The 26,692-nt window shown below is 71.5% G+C and carries 24 protein-coding genes; 5 read left to right on the top strand and 19 right to left on the bottom strand.

Annotated elements, in window-relative coordinates; genetic code table 11:
* Positions 1 to 332: 332 nt before the first annotated feature.
* Both ABZ027_RS40485 and ABZ027_RS40480 read right to left on the bottom strand, forming a co-directional pair.
* Entirely contained in the window at positions 333 to 530 is a 198-nt protein-coding gene (locus ABZ027_RS40485; RefSeq protein ID WP_030670594.1) for a hypothetical protein, read from the bottom strand.
* Positions 531 to 727: 197 nt separating this feature from the next.
* Positions 728 to 1,003: a hypothetical protein gene (locus tag ABZ027_RS40480; RefSeq protein WP_356777607.1), complete on the bottom strand. Its 276-nt coding sequence runs from the start codon at positions 1,001 to 1,003 to the stop codon at positions 728 to 730.
* Positions 1,004 to 1,199: 196 nt separating this feature from the next.
* Here ABZ027_RS40480 and ABZ027_RS40475 point away from each other — a divergent pair, with 196 nt between their 5' ends.
* Positions 1,200 to 2,690 carry a protein kinase gene (locus ABZ027_RS40475; protein WP_356777611.1) on the top strand — a complete coding sequence of 497 codons (1,491 nt, stop codon included), beginning with the start codon at positions 1,200 to 1,202 and terminating at the stop codon, positions 2,688 to 2,690.
* A 6-nt stretch (positions 2,691 to 2,696) separates the two neighbouring features.
* Here ABZ027_RS40475 and ABZ027_RS40470 read toward each other — a convergent pair whose 3' ends face one another.
* The 9 genes from ABZ027_RS40470 to ABZ027_RS40430 form a co-directional block, all read right to left on the bottom strand.
* A complete protein-coding gene (locus tag ABZ027_RS40470) occupies positions 2,697 to 3,515 on the bottom strand; it encodes an RNA methyltransferase (RefSeq protein ID WP_356777605.1) in 819 nt (272 codons plus the stop codon).
* 81 nt (positions 3,516 to 3,596) lie between these two features.
* Entirely contained in the window at positions 3,597 to 4,829 is a 1,233-nt protein-coding gene (gene cobA, locus ABZ027_RS40465) for a uroporphyrinogen-III C-methyltransferase (protein WP_356777603.1), read from the bottom strand.
* A gap of 143 nt (positions 4,830 to 4,972) precedes the next feature.
* On the bottom strand, positions 4,973 to 9,064 hold the full coding sequence (gene cobT, locus ABZ027_RS40460) for a nicotinate-nucleotide--dimethylbenzimidazole phosphoribosyltransferase (protein ID WP_356777601.1): 4,092 nt from the start codon (positions 9,062 to 9,064) through the stop codon (positions 4,973 to 4,975).
* 378 nt (positions 9,065 to 9,442) lie between these two features.
* The gene (gene cbiE / locus ABZ027_RS40455) at positions 9,443 to 10,663 is read right to left on the bottom strand and encodes a precorrin-6y C5,15-methyltransferase (decarboxylating) subunit CbiE (protein ID WP_356777599.1); all 1,221 of its coding nucleotides are present in this window, start codon (positions 10,661 to 10,663) and stop codon (positions 9,443 to 9,445) included.
* Between the two features lie 105 nt (positions 10,664 to 10,768).
* A complete protein-coding gene (locus ABZ027_RS40450; RefSeq protein ID WP_356777597.1) occupies positions 10,769 to 11,407 on the bottom strand; it encodes a GNAT family N-acetyltransferase in 639 nt (212 codons plus the stop codon).
* A gap of 159 nt (positions 11,408 to 11,566) precedes the next feature.
* On the bottom strand, positions 11,567 to 12,391 hold the full coding sequence (locus ABZ027_RS40445) for a MetQ/NlpA family ABC transporter substrate-binding protein (RefSeq protein WP_356777595.1): 825 nt from the start codon (positions 12,389 to 12,391) through the stop codon (positions 11,567 to 11,569).
* Positions 12,392 to 12,457: 66 nt separating this feature from the next.
* Entirely contained in the window at positions 12,458 to 13,201 is a 744-nt protein-coding gene (locus ABZ027_RS40440; RefSeq protein ID WP_356777593.1) for a methionine ABC transporter permease, read from the bottom strand.
* Positions 13,198 to 14,241 carry an ATP-binding cassette domain-containing protein gene (locus ABZ027_RS40435; protein WP_356777591.1) on the bottom strand — a complete coding sequence of 348 codons (1,044 nt, stop codon included), beginning with the start codon at positions 14,239 to 14,241 and terminating at the stop codon, positions 13,198 to 13,200. Before ABZ027_RS40435 ends, ABZ027_RS40440 begins: the two co-directional genes overlap by 4 nt.
* Before the next feature lie 330 nt (positions 14,242 to 14,571).
* A complete protein-coding gene (locus ABZ027_RS40430; RefSeq protein WP_356777589.1) occupies positions 14,572 to 15,222 on the bottom strand; it encodes an HAD family hydrolase in 651 nt (216 codons plus the stop codon).
* A gap of 69 nt (positions 15,223 to 15,291) precedes the next feature.
* Between ABZ027_RS40430 and ABZ027_RS40425 the strand changes: the two genes are divergently transcribed.
* Together ABZ027_RS40425 and ABZ027_RS40420 are read left to right on the top strand one after the other, a co-directional pair.
* Complete coding sequence (locus ABZ027_RS40425; protein WP_356777587.1) at positions 15,292 to 15,651, top strand: hypothetical protein; 360 nt, start codon at positions 15,292 to 15,294, stop codon at positions 15,649 to 15,651.
* A gap of 1 nt (position 15,652) precedes the next feature.
* A complete protein-coding gene (locus tag ABZ027_RS40420) occupies positions 15,653 to 16,081 on the top strand; it encodes a hypothetical protein (RefSeq protein ID WP_356777585.1) in 429 nt (142 codons plus the stop codon).
* A 75-nt stretch (positions 16,082 to 16,156) separates the two neighbouring features.
* Here ABZ027_RS40420 and ABZ027_RS40415 read toward each other — a convergent pair whose 3' ends face one another.
* The 3 genes from ABZ027_RS40415 to ABZ027_RS40405 all read right to left on the bottom strand — a co-directional run bounded on the left by ABZ027_RS40415 (position 16,157) and on the right by ABZ027_RS40405 (position 18,453).
* A complete protein-coding gene (locus tag ABZ027_RS40415) occupies positions 16,157 to 16,654 on the bottom strand; it encodes a GNAT family N-acetyltransferase (RefSeq protein ID WP_356777583.1) in 498 nt (165 codons plus the stop codon).
* 45 nt (positions 16,655 to 16,699) lie between these two features.
* Positions 16,700 to 17,206 carry a sigma-70 family RNA polymerase sigma factor gene (locus ABZ027_RS40410; RefSeq protein ID WP_356777581.1) on the bottom strand — a complete coding sequence of 169 codons (507 nt, stop codon included), beginning with the start codon at positions 17,204 to 17,206 and terminating at the stop codon, positions 16,700 to 16,702.
* A gap of 74 nt (positions 17,207 to 17,280) precedes the next feature.
* Positions 17,281 to 18,453: a glycerophosphodiester phosphodiesterase gene (locus ABZ027_RS40405; RefSeq protein WP_356777579.1), complete on the bottom strand. Its 1,173-nt coding sequence runs from the start codon at positions 18,451 to 18,453 to the stop codon at positions 17,281 to 17,283.
* Positions 18,454 to 18,853: 400 nt separating this feature from the next.
* Here ABZ027_RS40405 and ABZ027_RS40400 point away from each other — a divergent pair, with 400 nt between their 5' ends.
* Positions 18,854 to 19,483 carry a lysophospholipid acyltransferase family protein gene (locus tag ABZ027_RS40400; protein ID WP_356777609.1) on the top strand — a complete coding sequence of 210 codons (630 nt, stop codon included), beginning with the start codon at positions 18,854 to 18,856 and terminating at the stop codon, positions 19,481 to 19,483.
* Positions 19,484 to 19,720: 237 nt separating this feature from the next.
* Here ABZ027_RS40400 and ABZ027_RS40395 read toward each other — a convergent pair whose 3' ends face one another.
* The 5 genes from ABZ027_RS40395 to ABZ027_RS40375 all read right to left on the bottom strand — a co-directional run bounded on the left by ABZ027_RS40395 (position 19,721) and on the right by ABZ027_RS40375 (position 25,715).
* Positions 19,721 to 21,244 carry an MFS transporter gene (locus ABZ027_RS40395; RefSeq protein ID WP_356777577.1) on the bottom strand — a complete coding sequence of 508 codons (1,524 nt, stop codon included), beginning with the start codon at positions 21,242 to 21,244 and terminating at the stop codon, positions 19,721 to 19,723.
* Positions 21,241 to 21,807: a helix-turn-helix domain-containing protein gene (locus ABZ027_RS40390; protein ID WP_356777575.1), complete on the bottom strand. Its 567-nt coding sequence runs from the start codon at positions 21,805 to 21,807 to the stop codon at positions 21,241 to 21,243. The genes ABZ027_RS40395 and ABZ027_RS40390 overlap by 4 nt, the downstream gene beginning before the upstream one ends.
* A gap of 82 nt (positions 21,808 to 21,889) precedes the next feature.
* Entirely contained in the window at positions 21,890 to 22,861 is a 972-nt protein-coding gene (locus ABZ027_RS40385; protein ID WP_356777573.1) for an aldo/keto reductase, read from the bottom strand.
* A 130-nt stretch (positions 22,862 to 22,991) separates the two neighbouring features.
* Positions 22,992 to 24,419: an argininosuccinate lyase gene (gene argH / locus ABZ027_RS40380; protein WP_356777571.1), complete on the bottom strand. Its 1,428-nt coding sequence runs from the start codon at positions 24,417 to 24,419 to the stop codon at positions 22,992 to 22,994.
* 99 nt (positions 24,420 to 24,518) lie between these two features.
* The gene (locus ABZ027_RS40375) at positions 24,519 to 25,715 is read right to left on the bottom strand and encodes an argininosuccinate synthase (RefSeq protein ID WP_356777569.1); all 1,197 of its coding nucleotides are present in this window, start codon (positions 25,713 to 25,715) and stop codon (positions 24,519 to 24,521) included.
* A gap of 194 nt (positions 25,716 to 25,909) precedes the next feature.
* Here ABZ027_RS40375 and ABZ027_RS40370 point away from each other — a divergent pair.
* Positions 25,910 to 26,692, top strand: a 783-nt coding sequence (locus tag ABZ027_RS40370; RefSeq protein ID WP_356777567.1) for a hypothetical protein, incomplete at its 3' end; no start/stop codon positions are given.

Genomic DNA, 26,692 nt, shown 5'->3' with positions numbered 1-26,692 from the left:
GACTCCACGAGCACCTGCAAGGTCTCACCCACACGCTCCTCGGCCCGCTGGGAGACGAGCGTCAACACCGCTCACCAACCAACCGACCGATTCCGCGCCAGACCGAGGACGGACACCCCCGTCCCGGCCCCGACCCCCACCACACCGCATGGCGCTACAGCCACCCCCACCGAACCCGCACAGGCCGCCGCAGGCACCTCCGGACACGGCAATGCCGGCGCAGCTCCCCAGCTACGCCGGCATTTCTTGCCGTCCGCCGCACCCCCGTCCCCACGGGGTTTCATGGGTGGATGTCCCCGCCCGGACCGCTCTTCCGGGCCTGGGGTCGCCGCTCAGCGCCCCAGCATCACGCCCACGGACGACGCCTGTGTGGCCACTGTCTCCCAACCGTCGAAGACGAGGAGGAGCAGTGCCGCCAGAGGAAGGGCCATGAGTGTCGCCACCAAGGGGTGGCGACGACCTGTGCGGCGGGGCCGGAGCGCGATGCGCTCCTGGGTGCGAACCAGTGTCCGCGGTGCCGTTAGGGCCATGGTCCCTCTCCTGACCGTCTCAGTTGTCGTTGGCAGCGGCGGGTGTCTGACCTCGGGGGACGAGTGCTGCACCCGCCGCTTGACCTCAAATCTAGGCGTCCGGCGCCCATCGGGCGTCATGCCCTCGTACCGATTGCCGGGCCTCCCGGAGGATGAGCCATGACCTGCGAAGTACTCCCCTGGGTGGAGACGAAGCCCTAGGTCTCGGGGTCTTCCCGGAGAGGGTGCCCGATGTGCCCCCATGTTTCCGAGCTGCCCTCACGCGGGACCGGTTGCTGCGACCACCGCCAGCCCCCGTTTACCAAGAAGCGGACCATACGCGAAGGGACCCCCGCCGGGGTGACTTCGCTCACTTCCACCACGCCTCGGCGTACCACTGCCCCCACCCCGCGGCCCGCCCCGCTCGCCACCACCCCGTACGTACACGTCATGTCCTCGACGTCCACGGCCATTCCCACGCGATCGCCCTGCACGGTTCCAACCCCCCTCCGGTGACAGGCGGTTGGCGCAGCATGTACACAGAGCTCGGCCCACCCCCACGCCCCCCGACCAGTCCTCAAGTCTCCCACTCGGCACCGACAATCCATCGGCCCGAGAGGGCGCGGCCTCTGCGCGCAGCGGCCCGTGGAAACGTAAGCTGTGGCACGTCACACGGACCGGGCAGCGGGGATGAACATGGCGATGATGCGCCTGAGGCGCGAGGACCCGCGCGTCGTCGGCTCGTTCAGGCTTCACAGACGGCTGGGCGCGGGCGGGATGGGCGTCGTCTATCTCGGCTCGGACCGCAAGGGCCAGCGGGTCGCGCTCAAGGTGATCCGGCCCGATCTGGCGGAGGACCAGGAGTTCCGCTCGCGCTTCGCGCGTGAGGTCTCGGCGGCCCGGCGGATCCGCGGCGGGTGCACCGCCCGGCTCGTCGCAGCCGACCTCGACGCCGATCGCCCGTGGTTCGCCACCCAGTACGTGCCCGGCCCCTCCCTGCACGACAAGGTCGCCGACGAGGGCTCCCTGGGCGCGGCCGACGTGGCCGCCGTCGGGGCCGCCCTGTCGGAGGGGCTGGTGGCGGTGCACGAGGCCGGGGTGGTGCACCGGGACCTCAAACCGTCCAACATCCTGCTGTCCCCCAAGGGCCCGCGCATCATCGACTTCGGTATCGCCTGGGCGACCGGCGCCTCCACGCTCACCCATGTCGGCACCGCGGTCGGATCTCCCGGCTTCCTCGCCCCGGAGCAGGTGCGCGGCGCCGCCGTCACCCCGGCCACGGACGTGTTCTCCCTCGGGGCGACTTTGGCGTACGCGTCGATGGGCGACTCCCCCTTCGGGCACGGCAGTTCGGAGGTGATGCTGTACCGCGTGGTGCACGAGGAGGCACAACTGCAGGGGGTACCCGACGCGTTGGCCCCGCTGGTGCGGGCATGCCTGGCGAAGGACCCCGAGGAGCGGCCCAGCACGCTTCAGCTGTCGCTGCGGCTGAAGGAGATCGCGGCCCGTGAGGCGCAGGGGCTCGCGGACCTGCGTCCGCCCGCGCCGCGCGCCGCCGAGGCGGACCGGCCCACCGGACGGATCGCCGACGCCTACCCGGAGCGGGCGGCTCAACGGCGTCCGCAGGGACCGGCGGGCCAGGACACTCAGGGCAGGCAGGGCACTCCCCCGCCGCGCGGAGGTACCGGCTCACGGGGGCAGAACCCAGCACGCGGCGGCACGCCGTCACCCTCGCGAGGCGGCGGCGCCGGCGGTGGTACGCGCGGCAGCGGCGCCTCCGCACCCAGGCCCGGGTCACGCCCCACCCCGTCCTCCCGTAATGCGATCCGGTCGGGCAGCGGAAGCCGCCCTGGCTCACGCGGCGGCACCGGACGTCCGGCCTCCAGGAACACCGGGACCGGACGGCGGCCCGCGAATCCGCGACTGTTGCGGCAGCGGCTGTTCGTGTTCGTCGTGGTCACGCTGCTCGTGGCGCTCGGTATCGCCGCGGCGCAGGGCTGCCAGGGACCGTCGCGCGGACTCGGCAACGACCAGGACGTCGTACGGCAGGGGCAGCTGCAGCCACCGTCGTACCACAGGGCCCCTGAGCAGGGATCCTCAACGACAGAGCCGGGGCTCTCACACCAGCACGACGTGACCGCAGACGATGCCACAGACGGGCCCACCGTCACCGCAGGCTGAAGCTCCTCAGAGCTGAGGCCTCCCCGTGGCCACCGCATAGAAGGCGACCGCCGCGGCCGCGCCCACGTTGAGGGAGTCCACGCCGTGGGCCATCGGGATCCGGACCCATTCGTCGGCCGCCACCAGCGCCTGGGTGGAGAGACCGTCCCCTTCCGCGCCGAGCATCAGGGCCACCCGGTCCATCTTGTGCGGGGCGGCCTCGTCGAGGCTCCTGGCCTTGGCGTCCGGGGTGAGGGCGAGCAGCGTGAATCCCGCCTCGCGAACCGACTCCAGACCCTTGGGCCAGGTGTCGAGACGGGCGTAGGGCACGGAGAAGACGGCGCCCATCGAGACCTTGACGCTGCGGCGGTAGAGGGGGTCGGCGCAGTCCGGGGAGAGCAGGACCGCGTCCATGCCGAGGGCGGCGGCCGAGCGGAAGATCGCGCCGATGTTGGTGTGGTCGTTGACCGACTCCATGACGACGACCCGGCGGGCGGTCTGCAGGAGGTCGGCGGCGGTGGGCAGCGGTTTGCGCTGCATCGAGGCGAGCGCGCCCCGGTGCACGTGGTAGCCGGTGACCTGTTCGGCGAGTTCCGGGCTGACCGCGTACACGGGGGCCGGGAGCTCGTCGATGACGTCCCGCATGACGTCGACCCACTTGGCGGACAGCAGCATCGAACGCATCTCGTACCCGGCGCCCTTGGCCCGTCGGATGACCTTCTCGCCCTCAGCGATGAACAGGCCCTCGGCCGGCTCACGCTTGCGGCGCAGTTCGACGTCGGTCAGGCCCGTGTAGTCGCGCAGGCGCGGGTCGTCGGGGTCCTCGACGGTGATGAGATCGGCCACAGAGTGATACTGCCTTGTCCTGGGTGTGGTGCCAACGGCTGGGAACGGGTTGGGTTACCCGCGGTTACTTGATGGCCTGTTTCATGCGGTCGCGGGCGGGCCGACGGTGACGACCTCGCCGATGACGATGACGGCCGGGGGCTTCACGTCCTCGGCCCGTACGACCTCCGCGACCGTCGCGAGCGTCGCGTCGACCCGGCGTTGCGCGGCCGTCGTGCCCTCCTGGACGAGGGCGACCGGGGTGTCCGGGGACTTGCCGTGGGCCACCAGCGTCTCGGCGATCCGGCCGATCTTGTCCACGCCCATGAGGATCACGAGGGTGCCGGTCAGTCTCGCCAGCGAGGGCCAGTCGACCAGGGAACGCTCGTCGTCAGGGGCGACATGGCCGCTGACCACGGTGAACTCGTGGGCGATCCCGCGGTGGGTGACCGGGATGCCGGCCGCGCCCGGGACCGAGATCGAGCTGGAGATGCCGGGGACGACGGTGCACGGGATGCCGGCCTCGGCGAGTGCCTGGAGCTCCTCCATGCCGCGGCCGAAGACGTACGGGTCGCCGCCCTTCAGCCGCACCACCGACTTGCCCTGCTTGGCGTGCTCGATCAGCGCGTTGTTGATGGCCTCCTGGGCCATGAAGCGGCCGTAGGGGATCTTCGCCGCGTCGATGACCTCGACGTGGGGCGGAAGTTCGGCCAGGAGGTCGCGCGGGCCGAGGCGGTCGGCGATGACCACGTCGGCCTCGGCGAGCAGGCGACGGCCGCGGACCGTGATCAGGTCCGGGTCGCCGGGGCCGCCGCCGACGAGGGCGACGCCGGTCGTACGGGTGCGGTGGTGGGGGGCGACCAGGGTGCCGTCGCGCAGGCCCTCGACGACCGCGTCGCGGATGGCGGCGGTGTGGCGGGGGTCGCGGCCGCGGGCGTGTGAGGTGAGGACGGCCACCGTCACTCCCTCGCTGGTGCCGGTGGCCGGGGTCCAGGCGGTCGCCGCGTCGGCGTCGTCGGAGCGGACGCACCAGACGCGGTGGCGCTCCGCCTCGGCCGAGGCCCGGGTGTTCGCCTCGGTGTCGCCGGTGGCGATGAGGGCGTACCAGGCGTTCGCGAGGTCGCCGTCGGCGTACCGGCGCCGCTCCCAGGTGATCTCGCCCGCGTCCGCCATGGCCTCCACCGACGGTGTCGCCCCGGGGGACACGAGGAGGATGTCCGCGCCCGCGGCGATGAGGGCCGGGAGGCGGCGCTGGGCGACCTGGCCGCCGCCGAGGACGACCACTCGGCGGCCGGTGAGGCGAAGGCCTACGGGATAGGCGGGGTGTTCGGCCATGAGGTGCGGCTCCTCGTACGAGCAAGGTGGGCGCTGCGGCACTGGAGCGGCCCTGACGTGCGGATTTTAAGCTGCGGGTTCAGCGTACGGCGGGGGTGGGGGCCCGGGGGCGAGTGTGCGGACCACTCGCCCCCGGTCGCCGCCTACTTCTCGGTGACTCCCGCCGAGTCGAACGTGGCCACCTCGTGCATCGCTCGCGCCGTGCTCTGCACCAGCGGCAGGGCCAGCAGCGCGCCGGTGCCCTCGCCCAGACGGAGGTCCAGGTCGACCAGCGGGCGCAGGCCCAGCTTGTTGAGGGCGGCCACGTGGCCGGGCTCGGCGCTGCGGTGGCCCGCGATGCAGGCCGCCAGGACCTCGGGCGCGATCGCGCGGGCGACCAGGGCCGCGGCGCCCGCGCTGACGCCGTCCAGGATCACCGGCGTACGCAGGGAGGCACCGCCGAGGAGGAGGCCGACCATCGCCGCGTGTTCGAAGCCGCCGACGGCCGCGAGGACGCCGACGGGGTCGGCCGGGTCCGGCTGGTGGAGGTCGAGGGCGCGGCGGACGACCTCGGTCTTGCGGGCCAGGGTCTCGTCGTTGATGCCCGTGCCACGGCCGGTCACCTCGGCCGGGTCGGCCTCCGTGAAGACCGAGATGAGCGCCGCCGACGCGGTGGTGTTCGCGATGCCCATCTCACCCGTGAGCAGGGCCTTGTTGCCGGCCGCCACCAGGTCGCGAGCCGTCTCGATGCCCACTTCGATGGCCTGCCTGGCCTCCTCGCGGGTCATCGCGGGTCCGGTCGTCATGTCGGAGGTGCCCGCGCGGATCTTGCGCGGCAGCAGGCCGGGGGTGGCCGGGAGGTCGCTCGCGACGCCGACGTCGACCACGCAGACCTCGGCGCCCACCTGGCCGGCGAAGGCGTTGCAGACCGCTCCCCCGCCGAGGAAGTTGGCGACCATCTGGGCCGTCACCTCCTGCGGCCAGGGAGTGACGCCCTGCGCGTGCACGCCGTGGTCGCCCGCGAAGATCGCGACCGCCGCGGGCTCCGGGATCGGCGGCGGGCACTGGCGGGACAGACCGGACAGCTGGGCGGAGATGATCTCCAGCATGCCGAGCGCGCCGGCCGGCTTGGTCATCCGCTTCTGCCGCTCCCAGGCCTCACCGAGCGCCTTGGCGTCCAGCGGCCGGATCTGGGCGACGGTCTCGGCGAGCAGGTCGTGCGGCTCCTCACCGGGCAGCGCGCGACGGCCGTACGTCTCCTCGTGCACGACCCAGGACAGGGGGCGCCGCTTGGACCAGCCCGCCTGCATCAGCTCGGGCTCGTCCGGGAACTCGTCTACGTAGCCGACGCACAGGTAGGCGATGACCTCCAGGTGCTCGGGCAGGCCGAGCGCGCGGACCATCTCCCGCTCGTCGAAGAAGCTGACCCAGCCGACGCCGAGGCCCTCGGCGCGGGCGGCGAGCCACAGGTTCTCCACGGCGAGTGCTGCGGAGTACGGGGCCATCTGCGGCTGGGTGTGCCGACCGAGGGTGTGGCGGCCACCGCGGGTCGGGTCGGCGGTGACGACGATGTTCACCGGGGTGTCGAGGATCGCCTCGATCTTCAGTTCCTTGAACTGCTTCGCCCTGCCCTTGGGCAGGGACTTCGCGTACGCGTCCCGCTGGCGCGCGGCGAGTTCGTGCATCGCGCGCCGGGTGTCGGCGGAGCGGATGACGACGAAGTCCCACGGCTGCGAGTGGCCGACGGAGGGCGCGGTGTGCGCGGCCTCCAGGACGCGGAGCAGCACCTCGTGCGGGATGGGGTCGCCGCGGAATCCGTTGCGGATGTCCCGGCGTTCACGCATGACCTTGAGCACCGCCGCACGTTCGGCGTCGTCGTAGGCGGGGGCGGCCGGGCCGGTGGACTGGCGTACGTCTTCCACTGCGGCCGTGCTCTCTTCCTGGTGCTGCTGGTCCATCTGGTCCTGCTGGTCCTGCTGGTCCTGCTGGTCCTGCTGGTCTTCCTGGTCCCGCTGGTCTTCCTGGTCGGCGGCCCGGGTGTCCAGGTCCTCCGCGCGCTGGGCGAGATGGGGGTCGCCGTCACGGGGTGCGGGGACGGCGGCGACGGGTCGCGGCGCCGTCGTGTCCTGCGGGGGGAGGGTCACGGCGTGGGCCTGCGGGAGGGGAGCGGACTCCTCGTGCGGGGCCGGGGCGTCTTCCGCGGCCGGGGCGGTCTGGGGGCCCTGCGCGTGGTGGACGTCCGGTGCGGGTACCGGACCGTGCTCCGGTACGGGGTGTTCGGTCATCGCCTGCTGCTGCGACGGGTCGGCATGTACGGCGGCGGCGTCGGCATGCGGAAGCGGTGTCGACGTGGCGGCCACGAACTGCGGGTGCGCCGAGGGAGCGGCCGGGAAGGGCGTCGCTTCGGGGACCGCCGGCTCGCCACCGGGATGGGAGGCCTCGGGGCTCTGTTCGGCGACCGGCATGGGGGCGGTGGGCGGAAGGGGGGCCGCCACCGGGATCTGTTCCGCGTCGGGGAGCGGGCCTGCGCTCAGGGCGGCCCCTTCGTCTGGGGAGGCCGCGCCCGGAACATCCGCGCCGCCCGGGGTGGTCTCGCTGGGCGGCACCTGCGCGGCCTCGGGGGCCGGGAGCGTCTCGGGCAGCTGCCCCCCGTCCACAGCGGAGACCTCACCGGGGGTGCCGGAGTCGATGATTCCGGGTTCGGCGGGGACGGGCTCGGGAGCCCCCGGCTCCTCATCGCCGAGGTCCAGCGCACCTGGCTCGGCGCCCGGGGGGAGATCGGTACCAAGGTCGGAAGCATCGGCTTCGGAAACGGGCGCACCGTCGACGACGGAGGCGTGCGGGTGCTCAACGCCCGGCTCGAAGGCGACCGGAGTGGGTGCGCCGTCCGGCAGCGGCCCCGCGTAGGGCTCCACGGCGTCCACCGCACCCTCACCCGGTTCCTCACCCGCGCCGCTTCCGGCGCCCTCCGCTCCCTGCTCGGTCTCCGTCGGCACAGTGGCCGTCCCCGGAGCGTCCCCGGCGGCGATACCCACCTCTGTCCCAGGTGCCTGACCGTCATCCGCGGCCACGGCCGACTCCTCGGGCGCCAAGCCCGGGGCGACGTCCGCGGCCTCGTCGGCGTCCGTCACGGACCCGGCGGCCTCCTGGTCGGCGTCCGGGACGGGTGTCGCCTCCGGAAGCTGCTCAACGTCGGTCGCGGACGCGGCCTGCGCCGGCTGATCGCCCTCGACAGCCTGGCCGTCCTCCGGGACCGGCGCGCCTTCCGGCCACGGCCCGGCGCCCGGAACCTGAACGTCATGCACCGGCTGCCCGGCGTCTCCGACCTGGCCGGCCTGATCGCCACCGGCGTACGAGGTGTCACCGGCCTGCGCCACCTCGTCGCCCTGCGGAACCTGCGTGTCGGCCCCGGCCTCCTGGCCCGGTGCCGCGAGGTCCGCCTCGGCGATCGGCGACGCGACGCCGCTCTCCGTGGAGGTCGGCGGCTCCCCCGCCTCCGCCCCCTGCGGAGCCGTGGCGGCGACCGCCTGCGTCGCCAGGCGGGCCACCGCGGCCTGGGCGGCGCCCGCGGTCTCGGCGGTCTCGGCGGTCTCGGCGGTCTCGGCGGTCTCGGCGGTCTCGGCGGCAGCCGCCGACTCGGCCGGATACTCCTCCACCGGAACAACCGTTTCGGCAGCCGGGGCCCCGGTGCTCACCGGCGCCTGGACCGCACCCTGCGCCCCGTCCTGCGCGGATGCCGGCGCGGACGCCGTCGCACCCCAGGGCGTGGCACCCTGCGGGGCCGCCTCACTCGACTGTGGGACGTCGAGGTACTCGGGGCCGGTGGTGGGCGGGCCGGACTGCCGTACCGGTGCGCCGACGGCGCCGCGGTCGGCGAGGGAGCGGACCGGGCTGGCGGAGGTGTCGGGGATGGGCGGGCCCAGGTGGAGGGGGCGGCGGGGCGGGGCGGGCACGACGGGCGGCACCGGCATCGAGTCGGGGACGCGGACGGCGCTCAGGTCGACGGATCCGCTGTCGCGGCCCGACATCTCGTGCGGCCCCGGCTCGTGGACGGTCTCGACGACGGGCTCCGGCGCGGGCGGCGGGACCTCGTTGCCCCAGGCGCCCTGGGCGCCCGGCAGCAGCAACAGGTCTTCGTCCTCGGCGGTGGTCTCGGAGAGGTAGGTGTACGCACCGTGCGCGGAGGCGCCCGGCTGATCCACCATGCCTGCGCTCTCCGGCAGTCCCTCGGCCGGGACCTGGCCGGTGTCGGTCATGCGTACCCCTCGCCCATCGGTTTGTGCTTCTACGGCCGGATCACCCGGAACGGCGCACGGACCGCCCCGCAGTGAAGAACGAGCGTGCGTGCCCAGCGGCACGAACGACCCGTCGCCAAAAGACGACAAAGCCATTAACTGGCATTGTCGCGGCCGTGGCCCCGCCGCGACAGCTTGATCCGCGACGGCCCGCTGTGGACTGCGCCACGTTGCGCGTCCTCCGGTTCTGCCGTACCACACCCACCCCAAAAACGGTGCGCTTTATGGACATTGGCCTACGAAGCGCCGGGCGTCCGAGTGCGGTACAACGATCGGCCAGCCTACCGCGCGCGGTACGACAACAGGATCACGGGGACAGGTTCCAGGACGGAACGGGAGTCAGGCCGTACGGTCCGGCAGCAGGCCACTGAGCAGGAACGCGACGCTCCGCTCGGTCTCCGTCCAGGCCCGGGTGTCGAGTTCGACGGACTGAACGAGGGCGCACTGCACCTGATAGCCGTGCTCGGTCAGGTCGCGGCCGACCCGTTCGGCCGCGTCGCGGGTCGCCGCGTGGGTGACGATGCGCTGCGGGCGACGGTCGGCCACGGCCGAGACGACGGCCGCTCCCCCGCCGCCGACCCGGACGACGTCCGGTTCGGGAAGGTCCTCCAGGACGTGCGGGGCGGTGCCGCGCACGATCTGCAACTGGACCCCGAAGCCGCGGGCGGCGGCCTCGGTACGGGCGCACGCGGCGAAGTCCCGGTCGACGGCGATGACGGCGGCGCCGGCCCGGGCGGCCTCCGCGGCGAAGGCGCCGCTGCCGCAGCCGATGTCCCACACCAGATCGCCGACGCGCGGCCCCATCCGGGCGAGTTGGGCCGCTCGGAGCAGCTCCCCCTCGCCCTCGCCGAGGTCGCCGCCGTACGCCTCGGCGGGCAGTGCCCAGCCGCGCGCTCCGGTGCCCGGGTCGCGTCCGGCGATCCAACCTCCGCCCTCGGCGGGGCCGGCGGGGCCGACCCGTCCACCGATGACGATGACGACGTTGGGGTCGCGCCAGGTGTGGTCGGCGGCCTTCTCGGAGGTGACGACAGTGACCTGCTCGCGTTCGGTGCCGAGTTCCTCGCAGATGACGAAGGTGCGGTGAACGCCGTCCAGGAGCAGGCCGAGTTCGGCGGGCCCGGCCCCGGGCGAGGTGAGGACGGCGACCTTGGTGTGGGCGCGGCATACGTTCACCGCGCGTCGCAGGGTGCGCCGGTGTGCGACGACCACCTGTGCGTCGTCCCAGGGCATACCGGCCCGGGCGAAGGCCGTGGCGACCGAGGAGACGGCGGGGACGACTTCGACCTCCAGGCCGAACTCGGGTGCGCGCAGGGTCCGTACGACGCCGAAGAAGCCGGGGTCGCCGTCGGCCAGCACGACGGCGGTGCCGCGGTGGCCGGCGATGCGGCGGGCGGCGAGGGCGGCGCTGCCGAGGCGGATGCGTTCGGCGCCGCGTGGCACCTCGGGGAGCGCCAGGTGGTGGGCGGCTCCGGCCACGAGGGTGGCGGCGCCCAGGGCCGAGCGTGCCGCGGCGGTCAGTGGCGAGCCGTCCCAGCCGATCACCGTGACCCGGTCGGCCATCGTCTCTCAGTCTCCAGAGGGGTACGCGGGGTGTCAGGTGCCTGCCCGGCGGGCGGGTTCCGTGAGGGTACCTGGTGCGGGCGGCCGGGGCGTGGGGCCCGGGCGTCAGTTCCAGTCGGAGAACGAGGTGAAACCGCCGGTGTCGGCCAACTGTTCGCCCGCTCCGTCGAGGTCCTCGGGAAGCAGGCTCCACACGATGAAGTCGGTGCGGATGTCGCTCCAGGTTCCGTCCTCGGCGCGGACGTGCGCTATGCAGGCGTTGCGCAGGACGCCTTCGCTGATGCAGCCGATCTTCTGGGCGACCTGCTGGGAGGCGGTGTTGCCGGCCGCCGTGCGCAGCTCGATGCGCTCGAACTTCTGGTCGCGGAACAGCCATTGGGCGGTGACCAGGGCCGCTTCGGAGGCGTATCCCTCGCCACGGGCCCAGGGGGCGACGACGTATGACAGTTCGGTGGACCGGATGTGCCAGTTCGTCTTGGCTAGCTGGACCAGGCCAACCAGCCGCTGGGTGAGGAACTCGGTGACCGCGAGGTCGAGTCCACGGCCGGCGGTGCGCTGCGTGGGGGCGTACTCGGTGACCCAGGTGTGGGCCTGGTCCTCGGTGTAGGGCTGGGGGACGTCGGTCCAGGCTCCCACCTGTTCGTCGTTCATCATCGCGGCCAGGGCGGGCACATCGTCCTCGTCAAGGGGACGCAGCACCAACCGCTCCGTGCTGATGGAGATGTTGGGGAAGGTGCTCGTCATGCGCCGCTCCGTAACCGTGGGAAACCTTCAGCCTGCTGAACTGCCCAGCATGCAGCATGTGAGCGCGTCACCGCACGACGGGGTCCACCCCGAGTCATGGGACGGACCCCCTGCGTGGCGATACGCCGTGTACGTGCCGTCGGCAGCAGCCCTCCGGGGTCAGAAGGACGCGAGAACGGAGCCGGCGTACTTGTCCTTGATGAACTTCTTGACCTCGGGGGAGGTCAGGAGCTTGGCGAGCTTCTTGACCCGCGGGTCGTCCTGGTTGCCGTCCTTGACGGCGAGGAAGTTGCCGTACGGGTTGTTCTTCGCGGACTCCAGGACGAGGGCGTTGTCGGCGGGCTTGAGGTCGGCCTCGATGGCGTAGTTGCCGTTGATGACGGCCGCGTCCACGTCGTCCAGGGAGCGCGGGGTCTGGGCCGCCTCCAGTTCCTTGAACTTGAGGTTCTTGGGGTTCTTGGCGATGTCCGCGGGGGTCGCCTCGTTGCCCGCGCCGCTCTTGAGCGTGATGATGCCGTGGGCGTCGAGCAGCTTGAGCGCCCGCGCCTCGTTGACCGTGTCGTTCGGGACGGCGACGGTCGCGCCGCTCTTGAGGGCGCCGGCGCTCTTGGCCTTGTGGGAGTACAGGCCCAGGGGCTCCAGGTGGACCGTGACCACGGGCACGATCTTGGTGCCGTTCTTCTTGTTGAAGTCGTCGAGGTACGGCTTGTTCTGGAAGTAGTTGGCGTCCACCGACCCGTCTTCGGTCGAGGGGTTCTGCGTGGTGTAGTCGGTGAACTCCTTGACCTCCAGGTCGAGGCCCGCCTTCTTCGCCAGGTTGTCCTTGACGTAGTTCAGGATCTCGGCGTGCGGGGTCGGGCTCGCGGCGACGACCAGGGGTCCGCTGGTGTCGGAGGAGTCCGTGTCCGAGCCGCAGGCGGTGAGACCCAGGGTGAGGGCTCCGGCGGCGAGGACGGCAGTGGTGAACTTTGCGGTGTTACGCACGAAAAGTGCCTTTCCTTTTGGGTGGAGCGATCCCGTGGAGGGTGAACGGGAAGACTGCGAAGGGCTCTACGCGACCTTGCCGACGTCGGTGGAGGCGGAGGCCGACCCCTTCGGCTTCAGCAGGCGCAGCCTCGGGGCGGGGCCCGAGTGACCGCCCCGCCTGTGCAGCGAGCGGGCGGTGTAGTCGCCGGCGAACTGGATCACCGAGATGACGACGGCGAGGATCGCCACGGTGATCCACATCAGCTCGGTCTCGAAACGCTGGTATCCGTAGCGGATGGCGATGTCGCCGAGACCGCCCGCGCCGACCGTGCCGGCCATCGCGGAGTAGCCGATGAGGGCGACGATCGTGGTCGTGGTGCTGGAGATCAGCGAGGGCAGGGACTCGGGGACCAGCACCCTGCGCACGACGGTCCAGGTGTTGCCGCCCATCGACTGCACGGCCTCGACGAGCCCGCCGTCCACTTCGCGGACAGCCGTCTCGACGAGGCGGGCGAAGAACGGGATGGCGCCGATCGCGAGGGGCACGATGGCGGCCTCGCGGCCGATGGTCGTCCCGGTGATCGAGCGCGTGAAGCTCATCAGCGCGACCATCAGGATGATGAACGGCATCGAGCGGGCGACGTTCACCACCTGCCCGATGAGCTTGTTGGCGACGACGTTCTGAAGCAGGCCGCCGCGGTCGGTGAGGACCAGCAGGATGCCGAGCGGAAGCCCGCCGAGGACGGCGATCAGCGTGGACCAGCCGACCATGTAGAGGGTGTCCCAACACGCCTGCTCCAGCAGGGGCTGCATCTCGGACCAGGTCACTTGGCGCCCTCCTTCACCAGCAGGGACTCGCGGCCGGCTTCGCCCACCACGTCTATCTGCAGCCCCCGTTCGCGCAGGAATCCGATCGGCACGACGTTGTCCTCGTAACCGCCGGGCAGTTCGATGCGCATCCGGCCGACCTGGAGGCCGCCGACGGTGTCGATGGCCGCACCGAGGATCGATATGTCGATGTTGTAGGTACGCGAGAGCTGGGAGATGACCGGCTGGGTCGCCGCCTCGCCCTGGAAGGTGACGTCGACGACGGTGCGGTCGCTGCCGGAGGTGTCGCCGCTCACGGGGAACAGCGCCGAGGCGAGCTCGGAGCCGGGGGTCGCGAGCAACTCGCTCACCGTGCCGGACTCGACGACACGGCCGTTGTCCATGAGCGCGGCCGAATCGCAGATCGACTTCACGACGTCCATTTCGTGGGTGATGAGCAGAACGGTCAGGCCCAGCTGCCGGTTCAGGTCCCGCAGCAGCTGGAGGATCGAGCGGGTGGTCTCCGGGTCGAGGGCGCTGGTCGCCTCGTCGGACAGCAGCACCTTGGGGTCGCCGGCCAGCGCGCGGGCGATGCCGACACGCTGCTTCTGACCGCCGGAGAGCTGGGCCGGGTAGGCCCCGGCCTGGTCGGCGAGGCCGACGAGGTCGAGGAGTTCGAGCGCCTTGCGGGAGCGCTCCTTGCCCGACTTGCCGAGGATCTCCAGCGGCAGTTCGACGTTGTCCCGCACGGTCCGGGAGGACAGCAGGTTGAAGTGCTGGAAGACCATGCCGATACGGCTGCGCGCCCGGCGCAGTTCACTGCCCGCGCGGGGGCCGCGCCCGGCGAGGGCGGTGAGGTCCTGCCCGGCGACGGTCACCGTCCCGGCGGTGGGGCGCTCCAGCAGGTTGACGCAGCGGATGAGCGAGGACTTGCCGGCGCCGGACTGTCCGATGACGCCGTACACCTCGCCTTCGCGGACATGGAGGTCGACGCCGTCGAGGGCGGTGACCTCGCGGCCGCGTGAGCGGTAGACCTTGGTCAGGCCCGATGTGGTGATCACTGGGGGTTTCCGTCACTGTCGAGTACGCGGGCGTGGGTGTGCCCTGGTACGGGAGAGAAGATGTGCGCGGGCGGTGCGGTCACGTACGGCGAAGGCGTACGGGCATGCCACGGCGGCTCGCTTCGGGGGCGCGAGACTCAGGCGGTGATGCGAGGGCCCTCTAGAAGGCGCACATTCGACACATACAACGAGCACCGGGCGTCAGTTTCGCCTCGGTCGCGGGGATGCGGTAGCTCGTCGTGGTCATGCGATCAGTAAAGCAGACGTACGGACGCGGCCAAGAACCGCCTGTCCATATGACGGACAGCGGTGGACACCCGTGGACGGCCGTCAGTCGCGCACGGAGATCTCGACACCCGCCGCGGTGACCAGCGCGGACAGCGCGGACAGGTCCTTCACCACAAGATCGGCGGACAGCTCGTGGGCCGGGTGGGTTGTGGCCAGTGCCACGGTGGTCATCCCGGCCGCGCGGCCCGCCTGGAGTCCGGCCGGGGCGTCCTCGAAGACGACGCACCGGGCCGGGTCGACACCCAGTTGACGGGCGGCGAGGAGGTAGGGCTCGGGGTCGGGCTTGCCCCGCGTGATGTCGTCGGCGGCGATCAGGGTCTTGGGGAGGATGCCGACGGCGTCGAGCCGGGCCTCGGCCAGCCGGCGGGTGGCGGAGGTGACGACGGCCCAGCGGTCGGAGGGCAGCGCGTCGAGGAGGGCCCGGGTGCCGGGCAGCAGCTGGACCCCGTCGTTCGGTACGTCCTCGATCTCCAGCTGCTCGATTCTCGCGAGGGCCTGGGGGACCACGTCGGCGGGCAGCAGATCGGCGGCTATCTCCACGGCCGGGCGCCCGTGGAGTTCGACGCGGGCGAACTCCACGGCGGTGATCCCGTACTCCGCCGCCCACCGCGTCCAGCAGCGGTCCACGGAGGCGAGGGAGGAGACCAGGGTGCCGTCGTTGTCGAACAGGAGGGCTTGTGCGTGGATCGTCATGCCGTCGACCCTACGGTGCACACCGGGGTCGGCGGCATCGGGCCTTTTGGCCCGTAATAGGGTCGCGGCATGCTTGATGCCCTGACGCTGGTGACCGGCGTCGCCGCACTTGTGCTGGCCGCGTGGTGCGGCTGGGCCGCCTACCGTGATCAGCCGACGAAGGACTGGCACTTCATCGGGATGGCCGTGGTGTCGGTGCTGGCCCTGGTGCAGTTGGTGATCGGGATCGTGCAGCTGGCGCGGGGCGAGAAGCCGGACCAGGGCACGACGATCTTCGTGGCGTATCTGATCGGCGCGTTCGCGTGCGTCCCCGCCGCCGGGTTCCTGTCGCTGGCCGAGCGGACCCGGTGGGGTTCGGTCACCGTGGCGGCCGGCGGTGTGGTGCTGGCCGTGCTGGAGGTGCGGCTCTATGACATCTGGGGAGGCTGAGATGACGGCCACTCGGGAGAAGCCGGCCCGCAACCGGCTGATCAGTGGGCCCGGGACGCTGCTGGTGTGGCTGTACGGCGTGATGGTCGTCGGTGCGGTGTCGCGCTCGGTCTACCAGATCGCCACGGAGTTCGACCGGGCCCCGCTCGCGTACTCGCTGTCCGCCGTCGCGGGGTTGGTGTACGGGTTCATCACGTACTCACTGGTGCGGGGTGGGGAGCAGGCGCGCAGGGCGGCGTTGGTGTGCTGTGCGGCGGAGCTGGTGGGGGTGCTGACCGTCGGCACCTGGACGCTGGTCGATCCGTCCGCCTTCCCGGACCAGACCGTGTGGTCCGACTACGGGATGGAGTACCTGTTCATTCCCGTGATCCTGCCGGTCTCCGCGCTGTACTGGTTGCGGAAGGCGGCGCGACAGGGAGAAGCCGCCTGACGGTCGTCGGGCGGCATCCGGTCATGCGTGACCAATCACGCCGGCTCCGGGCCCCTCAGGGGCAGGTGCCGGTCGTCATGCCGTCGCCGCGTAGGCGCCGGCCGGTTTCTCCAGGACGATCATCTCCACGCCGTCCGCGCCCTGGGCCGTGCCCACCGTCTGGTAGCCGACCCGGCGGTACAGGCGGAGGTTGCTCTCGCTGCGGTGGCCGGTGTGGAGGCGGAAACTCGTGGCGCCGCGCTCCCCGGCCAGCGCCGACTCGGCCGCGCGCAGCAGCCGCGCGCCGATGCCGTGGCCCTGGAGGCGAGGGTGGACGCACAGCCTGCCGATGGAGGCCGAGCCGTCGTCGGTGACCCGGCCTCGCACCGAACCGACCACCTCGTCGCCCAGCCGCGCCACGAAGACGCAGTCCGCGACGACCTCCGCACGGAGCTCGTCCAGGGTCTGGACGAGCGGATCGATGCGGTAGTTGCCGTACAGCGCCGCCTCACTCTGGAAGCACAGGTACTGCAGCTTGAAAATCTGCTCCGCGTCCTGCTCGGTCGCCGCAGAGATGGTCACGCTCATGCCCATGTGCGCACGCCTTCCGCTCACCTGATCGCCTGTTGTTCCTCACACCTATCCCCGCACTCGGTGGGCCGCAACCTCCGGCGTGAGCAAACGTCGCAGACATCCCAGACATCGGGAACGTTCCGGACCAAGGCTGCCCTGTGAGATACCCAACTCCCCCGCGATCTCCCGGTAGGTGAGGTCCCTCGGCGACAGGAGTGCCTCCATCAGACTGGGGCAGCGGCCGGGCAGCCGGCGAACGGCGTCGTACAGGGCCCGGCGGCGGGCCGCGGCGAGGGCCAGCTGTTCGGGGGTGACCGCGCCGTCGTCGGCCGGTTCGGCCCCGTACCGCCCTTCGAGGCGGTGCGTACGGCGGGTGCGGCGGGACTCGGAGCGGACGGCGCGGCGGAGCCAGCCGTGCGGGTCGAGGGGCGGGCCCTGGGTGTCGAGGCGCTCCAGGAGACGGAGCCAGACGGCCTGCTCCAGGTCGCCGGGCTCCGTTCCGGTGGCGTGTGCCTCCGCGGAGGCCTCGGCGGTGAGCAGGGGACGCAGGGTGGTGAGCAGGTCGGGCGTCATGTGCGGAGCAACGCGGCCGTCCGGGCGGCGGGTTGCCCGGACGGCCGGATGTCACCCCAACCGGGGCCTTCGGGTCAGCGGTTGACGAAGTCCGCGCGGGCCAGCAGACCGGTGTCCGGGTTGTCGGTGAAGACACCGTCGATGCCGGTGGCGAAGTAGGCCTGGAAGGCGCCGAAGGAGTCGCCGTAGGCGTCCGCGTCCGTGCCCTTGCGGAACTCGGCGGGCAGGAAGGGGTTCTCGTTGCGCATGGTGTACGGGTGCAGCACCAGGCCGACCGCGTGGGCGTCCCTCACCAGGGTGGTCGGCGTGGTGAGCCGGCCGTCGGCGTCCTTCGGGATGACCAGGTCCAGCGTCGGGCCGATGCCCTGGGCGTAGCCGGCGATCTCCCTGAGGCCCTTGCGGGTGACGAGGTCGGCGACCGTGCGGGGGTCACCGTTCTCGACGAAGTCCCAGGGGCGGCTGCCGGCTGAGGAGAGCAGCACCACCAGCGGGTTGTCGACGAGCTTGTTCAGGCGCTGGATGCTGGTCGGCTCGAACGACTGGATGATGACCGGCGCGTCACGCTTGTCCTTGCCGTACTTGCGCAGCAGCTTGGCGACCCGCTCCTCCAGGCCCAGGCCCAGCTTGCGGAAGTACGTGGGGTGCTTGGTCTCGGGATAGATCCAGACCTGCTTGCCGCGCTTGCGGCTCTGCTCGTCCTGCCACTTCAGGACCTCTTCGAAGGTGGGGATCTCCCAGCGGCCGTCGTAGAGGGTGGTGTGCGGGCGGTTGGCCGGGATGCGCTCGATCGCGCGGAGCGTCTTCAGCTCGGCGAGGGTGAAGTCCTCGGTGAACCAGCCGGTGGTGGAGACGCCGTCGAGGACCTTGGTGGTCCTGCGGCCGGCGAACTCGGGGTGCTGCGCGACGTCCGTGGTGCCGCCGATCTCCGGCTCGTGACGGCAGACGAGGTGACCGTCCTTGGTGGGCACCAGGTCACCGGCCTCGACGATGTCGGCGCCCAGGTCGAGAGCCAGCTGGTAGGAGCCGAAGGTGTGTTCGGGTCGGTAGCCGCTCGCGCCGCGATGGCCGATGATCGTGGGGACCGGCAGGCTCCGCACTCCGCCGCCGCCTCCCGCGCCCGCCGCTCTCGCGGTGCCGGACAGTCCGAGGACCGCTCCGCCCGCGCCGAGCACTGCGGCACCGAGCAGGGCCCGGCGTCCCGTGTGCGCCTGGTCGGTCGACTCGTGCTGCGACTCCTGCGTTGCCATGAGCGCCCTCTCTGCCGTCGGCTCGTGAATGCGCGCCGATCGTAGGTGCGCGGACATGGCGGGCGGGAGACCCTCGGCGGAACACGCGGGTGACGCCGGATGTCGCATGGGAACAGATGTCTGACGACTCGTCGGCTTCATGGCCGTGGTGCCGGGTACGCGACCTCTGTCACATCGTTCCGGCCGGGTTACCGCCGGGCAACGGCGTGCCACCGCAGGTAAACCAGCGTCAACAGTACGTAAGACCTCGGTGAACCCCCCGTGCCCGATGTGCGCGAGCCCCCGGACCGCGAGTAATGTCCTCACCTGCACAGACTCATACAGATTCGCTCGCCATCTCTTGACACCGGAGGGCCCGTTGTCCCGCTTCGCGCTCATCAAGGCAGTGCTCGGACCGATCATGCGCCTGATGTTCCGCCCACAGGTGGAGGGCGCGGAGCACATCCCGGGCGACGGCCCGGTGATCCTGGCCGGCAACCACCTGACGTTCATCGACTCGATGATCATGCCGCTCTTCTGCGACCGGCAGGTCTTCTTCATCGGCAAGGACGAGTACGTCACCGGCAAGGGCGTCAAGGGACGGCTGATGGCCTGGTTCTTCACGGGCTGCGGCATGATCCCGGTCGACCGGGACGGCGGGCGCGGTGGTGTCGCCGCGCTGATGACCGGCCGCCGGGTGCTGGAGGAGGGCAAGGTCTTCAGCATCTACCCGGAGGGCACCCGCTCCCCCGACGGGCGGCTCTACCGGGGCCGGACCGGGATCGCCCGGCTGGCCATGATGACCGGTGCGCCCGTCGTGCCGTTCGCCATCATCGGCACGGACAAGATCCAGCCCGGCGGCTCCGGCTTCCCGCGCCCCGGCCGGGTCACGGTCCGCTTCGGCGAGGCGATGGAGTTCTCCCGCTACGAGGGCATGGACCGTGACCGCTACGTCCTGCGGGCCGTGACCGACTCCGTGATGACGGAGGTCATGCGGTTGTCGGGGCAGGAGTACGTGGACATGTACGCCACCAAGGCGAAGGCGGCGTAAGCGCTCCGCTGGGTTGGGCGGGAGCGGGGAGCTGCGGTTGTGTTGTGGCTGCGGGCCCGCTGGGGCTGGTCGCGCAGTTTCCCCGCGCCCCTAAGGGGGCTGTCCAGCCGTTGGTCGCGGAGCAGGGGCCATGCAGCGCGCGGCGGCTGAGTGTCGTCTGCGGGTCCGTGGTGGCTGGTCGCGCAGTTCCCCGCGCCCCTAGGGGGCACTGGTCGCGCCCCTCACAGCCCCGCGCCCCTAGGGGGCGCTGTCGAGCCGTTGGTCTCGTAGCAGGAACCATGCCGCTACCGCTGCGACGAGGAGTACCGCCGCGCCTACTGCCGCCGCCAGGGCGAGGCCGTCCACGAAGGATGTTCGGGCCGCGTCCAGGAGGGTCTGTGAGGGCTGGGGTGGCATGGTCGCCGCGGCCTGGACCGCGCCGCCGAGTGACTCGTGGGCCTTGGGCGGAGTGCCCGCCGGGCCCGTGAAGTCGCGGTAGACGCCTGTGACGATCGAGCCGAGTAGGGCGATGCCCAGGGCGGCGCCGAGTTCGTAGGCCGTTTCCGAGACCGCGGACGCCGAGCCGGCTTGTTCCTTGGGGACGGAACCGAGGATGACGTCGGCGGTCACGGTGAAGGAGAAGCCCGCGCCGACGCCGACGACCAGCAGCGCGGCCCCGAGCACGGGATAGCCGGTGGACGGGCCGATGACGGTGAGCGAGGCCAGGGCGAGACCGACGGCCGCGAGTCCGCCGGCGACGACGGACCGCACCGAGAAGCGCCGTGCCACGGAACCGGCGATCAGGCCCGCCGCCACCGCGCCGACGGCGGCGGGCAGTTCGGCCAGGCCTGCCTCCAACGGGCGCCTGCCCTGCACGAGTTGCAGGTACTGGGAGAGGAAGAACACCAGCCCCGACAGCCCGAGGACGGTCAGCAGGTCGGCCAGCACCGCACCGCTGAAGCCGCGGTCGCGGAAGAGCCGCATGTCCAGCAACGGGGTCGGCAGGGTGAGCTGACGGTCCACGAAGCCGCAGAGCGCGCCGGCGCCCAGCAGGGCCGAGCCGAGCGTCTCCCAGGTGATGCCGTGGGTCGCGGCCTCCTTGATCGCGTACACGACGCCGATCACACCGACCAAGGACAGGACGACACTGCGCATGTCCCACGGACCGGGACGCGGATTCCGCGACTCGGGCAGCAGCTTGATGCCGACCAGGACCAGGACCACCATCACGGGCAGGTTGACCAGGAAGACCGACCCCCACCAGAAGTGTTCGAGCAGGAAGCCACCGACGATCGGCCCGATGGCGGTTCCCGCGGACGCGGTCGCGCCCCAGATCCCGACGGCCAGGCTGCGTTCGCGCCGGTCGTGGAAGAGGTTGCGGATCAGCGCCAGCGTGGCCGGCATCAGGGTCGCGCCGGCGACACCCAGCAGAGCCCGGGCGACGATCATCAGCTCGGGTGTCGTGGCGTAGGCGTTGAGGACGGATATCGCCCCGAACGCGGTGGCACCGACGAGCAGGATCCGCTTGCGGCCGACGCGGTCACCGAGGCTGCCCATGGAGACCAGCAGTCCGGCGATGACGAAGGAGTAGACGTCACCGATCCACAGCAGCTGGGTGCCGGTGGGGTTCAGGTCCTCGCTGATGTAGGGGGTCGCGAGACCGAGGACGGTCGCGTCGACGGCCACCAGCAGCACGGCGAGCACGAGGACGGACAGCGCCAGCCAACGGCCGGGACGCTTCACCGCCTCGCTCGGGTTCGCCGGCCGCAGGGTGCTGGTCATGATTCCTCTCTCCGGGGTTCGTCTCGTCGCAGTGCGCCGCCGAGCAGCAGCTCGGTGATCATGTGAGTGAAGTCGTTGGGGGCGACCCTGCCGTCCGTCACCGCCCAGGCGCCGGCGGCCATCAGGCCGTAGAGCGCCTCGGTGAGCCAGCCGGGGGTCAGGTCGATGCGGAACTCGCCGGTCGACTGGCCGCGCCGGAACAGCGCGGCGATCCGGGCGTCCAGGCGGGACCAGCCCTCGTTCTGTTCCTCGCCCTCGAACAGCTGGTTCTCGCTGTAGAGGAAGGCGAGCAGGCCCGCGGCCGGTTCGAGTTCCCGCACGAATCTGCGCAGGGCCTGCTGGGCGGGGCCGTCGTCGAGCCGGGCCGCGACCACGGCCGCCTCGCATTCCGCGAGGCCGAGTGTCTCCAGCGCCCGGACGAGCGCGTCACGGCCGGCGAACTGACGGTGCAGGGTGGCCCGGCTGATCCCGGCCGCCTTGGCGACCTCGTCCATGGTCGCGGTGGACTTGCGGGTCAGCAGGGCCGCGGCACTGCGCAGCACATGGTCACGATCGACAGCCATGAGACGAGAGTACGCCACATGAGACATGTTTGTCTCATCGGGGGCATGCGTGACTCATCACCGCAGGTCGATGCGGGGCTCCTCAGTGCCAGGGCAGCTGCGCGCGCCGGTCCCAGTAGGCGTGCGGGTCCTCCACCAGCGTCGCCAGGCGTGCGAGCTGTTCCTCCTCCAGGTCGACCACCGCCGCGTGCAGGTTGGACGCGAGCTGGTTGGTCGTGGCGGCGCCGGAGAGCACCACACCTGCCCAGGGCTGACGCAGGACGAGTGCCAGGGCGACCGCGTCGCAGCCGAGGGAGGTCGCCTCGGCCACGGCCTTCAGGGCGTCGGGGGCGTGGGGTTCGGCCAGGCGCCCGTTGGCCATGCCCTCCTTGACGATCACCGTGAGACCGGCGTCGTGTGCCTCGGCGAGGGCCGGGCCGGCCGAGGTCTCCAGGGCGTTGTAGGTGGACTGGACAGTACGGAAGAGGGGCTCGCCGTCGACCGTCACCGCGAGCGCGGCGCGGATGGCGGCGGCCTGTGCGGGGCCGCTGGTGGAGAAGCCGACGCTCACGCCCTGGGCGGCCGCCTCCGCCAGCTTCGCGTGGAGTTCCTTGTCGGTGAGGGCCGGGCTGTCGGGGGTCACCGAGTGGATCTGGTAGAGGTCGAGCCGGTCTCCGAGCAGCGAGTCGGTCTCGGCGCGCTGCCGTTCGTACGTCAGGAGGCCGTGGTCCTTGACCTCGTGCTGTTCGGCCTCGGTGCTCCAGTCCGCCGTGTAGGTGTAGCCCCACTTGCTGCCGACGACGATGTCGTCGAAGCTGGGCCGGGCCTTCAGCCAGTCCGCGAGGAACTCCTCCGAACGGCCGTAGGAACGGGCCACGTCGAAGTAGCGCACGCCCTGGGCGTAGGCGGCGTCGAGGAGTTCGTGGGTGCGGGCACGCAGCGCCTCGACGCTGCGGTCCGGCGGCAGGTCCTGGTCCCGGCCGAGATTGATGTAACCGGGGCGGCCGACGGCGGCTAGACCCAGGCCGATGTGGCAGGTGGGGGTCGTTGCTGAGGCCAGTCGGGCGAAGGGCATCGCGAGCTCCGTTCGGTCGGCTCCTTGCAGGTCCTCGCACCTTGGGCGCGCGACCCGGGCGGGCACGGCGCAAGGACCCCTTACGGCTTGCGACCAACGTACCCGCGATGCCCCGACCTCACCCGACCTGCTACTTCTTGGCGTTGGCCCACGCGTGCTGGGCCGCCACGTCGGTCTGGACCTCAGCGAGCTGGACGGCGACCGCGCTGGGCGCCGTACCGCCACGCCCGTCGCGGGAGGCGAGGGCGCCCGCGACGTTCAGGACGGAGCGCACCTCGGGCGTCAGGTGGGCGGAGATCTTCGCGAACTGTTCGTCGGTCAGCTCGTCGAGCTCCTTGTCCTCGGCCTCCGCGACCTTGACGCACTCGCCGGCGACCTCGTGCGCCACCCGGAACGGCACGCCCCGCTTGACCAGCCACTCGGCGATGTCGGTGGCGAGCGAGAAGCCGGCCGGGGCCAGCTCCTCCATGCGTTCACGGTTGACGGTGAGGGTGGCGACCATGCCGGTGAAGGCGGGGAGCAGCACCTCCAGCTGGTCGCAGGAGTCGAAGACCGGCTCCTTGTCCTCCTGGAGGTCGCGGTTGTACGCGAGCGGGAGGGCCTTGAGCGTGGCCATCAGGCCGGTCAGGTTGCCGATCAGACGGCCCGACTTGCCGCGCGCCAGTTCGGCGATGTCGGGGTTCTTCTTCTGCGGCATGATCGAGGAGCCCGTGGAGAACGCGTCGTGCAGGGTCACGAAGGAGAACTCCTTCGTGTTCCAGATGATGATCTCCTCGGAGATCCTGGACAGGTTGACGCCGATCATCGCGGTGATGAAGGCGAACTCCGCCACGAAGTCGCGGGACGCGGTGCCGTCGATGGAGTTGCCGACGCTGCCGTGCTCGAAGCCGAGGTCCTCGGCGACCGCCTCCGGGTCCAGGCCCAGGGAGGAGCCGGCCAGCGCGCCCGAGCCGTACGGCGACACGGCCGTCCGTTCGTCCCACTGGCGCAGGCGTTCGGCGTCCCGGGACAGGGACTGCACATGCGCGAGGACATGGTGGGCGAAGAGGACCGGCTGGGCGTGCTGGAGGTGGGTACGCCCGGGCATCGCCACGTCCGGGTGGGCCTGGGCCAGGCCGGTCAGCGCGTCCTGGAGGTCGGCGAGCAGACCGCCGATGATCCGGGCGTGGTCCCGCAGGTACATCCGGAAGAGGGTCGCGACCTGGTCGTTCCTCGAGCGTCCGGCGCGCAGCTTGCCGCCGAGGTCGGGGCCGAGGCGTTCCAGCAGGCCGCGCTCCAGGGCGGTGTGGACGTCCTCGTCGGCGATGGTGCCGACGAAGTCGCCCGCGGCGACGTCCGCTTCGAGCTGGTCCAGCCCGGCGAGCATCCGGGTCAGCTCGTCCTCGGTGAGCAGGCCCGCCTTGTGCAGCACGCGGGCGTGGGCACGCGAACCGGCGATGTCGTAGGGCGCGAGCCGCCAGTCGAAGTGGACGGACGCGGACAGCTTCGCCAGGGCCTCGGCGGGACCGTCGGCGAAACGGCCGCCCCAGAGCCGTACGTCACCGCTGTTGCTGCTCACTTGCGTTGCTCCTCGGAGGTGGGTGGATGTGCGATCGCCTCCCCGCAGACGGACGGGGAGGCGGCCATCACGCTACTGGTTGCGCGAGATCCCGTCGGGCTACGCACGCAGCTGACGCTGCGCGGCGATCTTCGACGACAGGCTGTAGATGTCGATGAAGCCCTTGGCCGCGGCCTGGTCGAAGGTGTCGCCGGTGTCGTAGGTGGCGAGGTTGAAGTCGTACAGCGACGACTCGGAGCGCCGGCCGGTGACGACCGCGCGGCCGCCGTGCAGGGTCATCCGGATGTCGCCGGAGACGTACTGGTTGGCCTCGTCGATGAAGCCGTCCAGGGCCCGCTTGAGCGGGGAGAACCACTGGCCGTCGTAGACCAGTTCGCCCCAGCGCTGCTCGACCTGCCGCTTGTAGCGGGCGAGTTCGCGCTCGACGGTGACGTTCTCCAGCTCCTGGTGGGCGGTGATCAGCGCGATCGCGCCCGGAGCCTCGTACACCTCGCGGGACTTGATGCCCACCAGGCGGTCCTCGACCATGTCGATCCGGCCGACGCCCTGGGCGCCCGCGCGCTCGTTGAGCTGCTGGATCGCCTGGAGCACGGTGACGGGTGCGCCGTCGACGGCGACCGGGACGCCCTCCTTGAAGGTGATGACCACCTCGTCGGCCTCACGCAGGACGGCCGGGTTCTCGGTGTACTCGTAGATGTCCTCGATCGGCCCGTTCCAGATGTCCTCCAGGAAGCCCGTCTCGACCGCGCGTCCGAAGACGTTCTGGTCGATGGAGTAGGGGGACTTCTTGGAGGTCGCGATCGGGAGCTGCTTCTGCTCGCAGAACGCGATGGCTTTGTCGCGGGTCATCGCGTAGTCGCGGACCGGGGCGATGCAGGTGAGGTCGGGGGCGAGGGCGACGATGCCGGCCTCGAAGCGGACCTGGTCGTTGCCCTTGCCGGTGCAGCCGTGGGCGACCGTGGTGGCGCCGTGCTTGTGGGCGGCGGCGACCAGGTGCTTGACGATGGTCGGCCGGGAGAGCGCGGAGACCAGCGGGTAGCGGTCCATGTAGAGGGCGTTGGCCTTGATCGCCGGCAGGCAGTACTCCTCGGCGAACTCGTCCCGGGCGTCCGCCACCTCGGCCTCGACGGCCCCGCAGGCGAGGGCGCGTTTACGGATGACGTCCAGGTCCTCGCCGCCCTGGCCGACGTCGACCGCGACGGCGATGACCTCGGCGCCCGTCTCCTCGGCGATCCAGCCGATGGCGACGGAGGTGTCCAGTCCGCCTGAGTAGGCGAGTACGACGCGCTCGGCCACGGGTTTTCTCCTCCATACGGCATTCGCTGTTATGCATGAGTATGCAGAACTCTGCATGATTCGTCAATCTGAGCGGGGAGCGCAGGAAATTTGCCGGGCCTTTGAACGCGGGAAACCGCTTGCCCGTACCTCTCGCCGAACGCAGGCGCCGCGTTAGTCAAGACGAGACCCCCCGACCCGAGTGAGGCATCCGCATGTCCAGGGCTCTTCCGAAGTACAACAAGCGTCGCGTCGCGTTGATCGGCGGCGCCGCCGCGGTGGTGCTGTCCGGCGCCGTGATCGCCGGCTCCGCCCTCGCCGGGGAGACGCCCGGTTCGTCGAAGAGCGGCAGCACGAACGCCAAGACTCTGGCCGACCCGGGCTCCATCAGCTGCCCGGACGTCGCCTCCCAGCTGCCCGCGATCCCGGCCTCCGCGCAGGCCGAGGTGGACCGCAACATAGCCCTGCTGCAGACCCAGCTCGACGAGGCCAACAAGCGGCTGGTGGACACGGTCGGCCAGGGCGGAGCGAACTTCGTCCAGAACGCGATCCTCGGCCCGCTGGAGGACAAGCGTCTGTCCACCGTCAACCGCATCGCCACCGCGATCGGCCGCACCGCCGAGAAGCCCCAGGGCCTGGAGGCGCTCGCCCCCTGCACCCTGAACGGCGGGGGCGCCGCGGAGGCGGGCGCGGGAGCGGAAGCCGGGGCGGGCGCGGAAGCCGGTGCGGAAGCCGGTGCCGAGGCGGGTGCGGGTGCCGAAGCCGGGGCGGGCGCGGAAGCGGGCGCCGGTGCCGAGGCGGGCGCGGAAGCCGGTGCGGGCGCCGAAGCCGGTGCGGGCGCCGAAGCCGGTGCGGGCGCCGAGGCCGGTGGCGCGGCCGGTGCGGCGGGGACCATCAGCTGCCCGGACGTCGCCTCCCAGCTGCCCGCGATCCCGGCCTCCGCGCAGGCCGAGGTGGACCGCAACCTGGCGAAACCCCGGACCCCAGTGAGCCGTCGT

The sequence above is a fragment of the Streptomyces sp. NPDC006332 genome (assembly GCF_040612855.1).
Taxonomy (GTDB): Bacteria; Actinomycetota; Actinomycetes; order Streptomycetales; family Streptomycetaceae; genus Streptomyces.
The sequence above is the reverse complement of the archived record's forward strand: the minus strand, read 5'-3'. Positions and strand labels throughout refer to the sequence as shown.

Bases quoted from the DNA above. Each gene is read 5' to 3' on its own strand.
- ABZ027_RS40485 (WP_030670594.1), bottom strand. From the start codon at position 530: ATGGCCCTAACGGCACCGCGGACACTGGTTCGCACCCAGGAGCGCATC.
- ABZ027_RS40475 (WP_356777611.1), top strand. From the start codon at position 1,200: ATGAACATGGCGATGATGCGCCTGAGGCGCGAGGACCCGCGCGTCGTC.
- cobA (WP_356777603.1), bottom strand. From the start codon at position 4,829: ATGGCCGAACACCCCGCCTATCCCGTAGGCCTTCGCCTCACCGGCCGC.
- cobT (WP_356777601.1), bottom strand. From the start codon at position 9,064: ATGACCGACACCGGCCAGGTCCCGGCCGAGGGACTGCCGGAGAGCGCA.
- cbiE (WP_356777599.1), bottom strand. From the start codon at position 10,663: ATGGCCGACCGGGTCACGGTGATCGGCTGGGACGGCTCGCCACTGACC.
- ABZ027_RS40450 (WP_356777597.1), bottom strand. From the start codon at position 11,407: ATGACGAGCACCTTCCCCAACATCTCCATCAGCACGGAGCGGTTGGTG.
- ABZ027_RS40430 (WP_356777589.1), bottom strand. From the start codon at position 15,222: ATGACGATCCACGCACAAGCCCTCCTGTTCGACAACGACGGCACCCTG.
- ABZ027_RS40425 (WP_356777587.1), top strand. From the start codon at position 15,292: ATGCTTGATGCCCTGACGCTGGTGACCGGCGTCGCCGCACTTGTGCTG.
- ABZ027_RS40420 (WP_356777585.1), top strand. From the start codon at position 15,653: ATGACGGCCACTCGGGAGAAGCCGGCCCGCAACCGGCTGATCAGTGGG.
- ABZ027_RS40415 (WP_356777583.1), bottom strand. From the start codon at position 16,654: ATGGGCATGAGCGTGACCATCTCTGCGGCGACCGAGCAGGACGCGGAG.
- ABZ027_RS40410 (WP_356777581.1), bottom strand. From the start codon at position 17,206: ATGACGCCCGACCTGCTCACCACCCTGCGTCCCCTGCTCACCGCCGAG.
- ABZ027_RS40405 (WP_356777579.1), bottom strand. From the start codon at position 18,453: ATGGCAACGCAGGAGTCGCAGCACGAGTCGACCGACCAGGCGCACACG.
- ABZ027_RS40400 (WP_356777609.1), top strand. From the start codon at position 18,854: ATGCGCCTGATGTTCCGCCCACAGGTGGAGGGCGCGGAGCACATCCCG.
- ABZ027_RS40395 (WP_356777577.1), bottom strand. From the start codon at position 21,244: ATGACCAGCACCCTGCGGCCGGCGAACCCGAGCGAGGCGGTGAAGCGT.
- ABZ027_RS40390 (WP_356777575.1), bottom strand. From the start codon at position 21,807: ATGGCTGTCGATCGTGACCATGTGCTGCGCAGTGCCGCGGCCCTGCTG.
- ABZ027_RS40385 (WP_356777573.1), bottom strand. From the start codon at position 22,861: ATGCCCTTCGCCCGACTGGCCTCAGCAACGACCCCCACCTGCCACATC.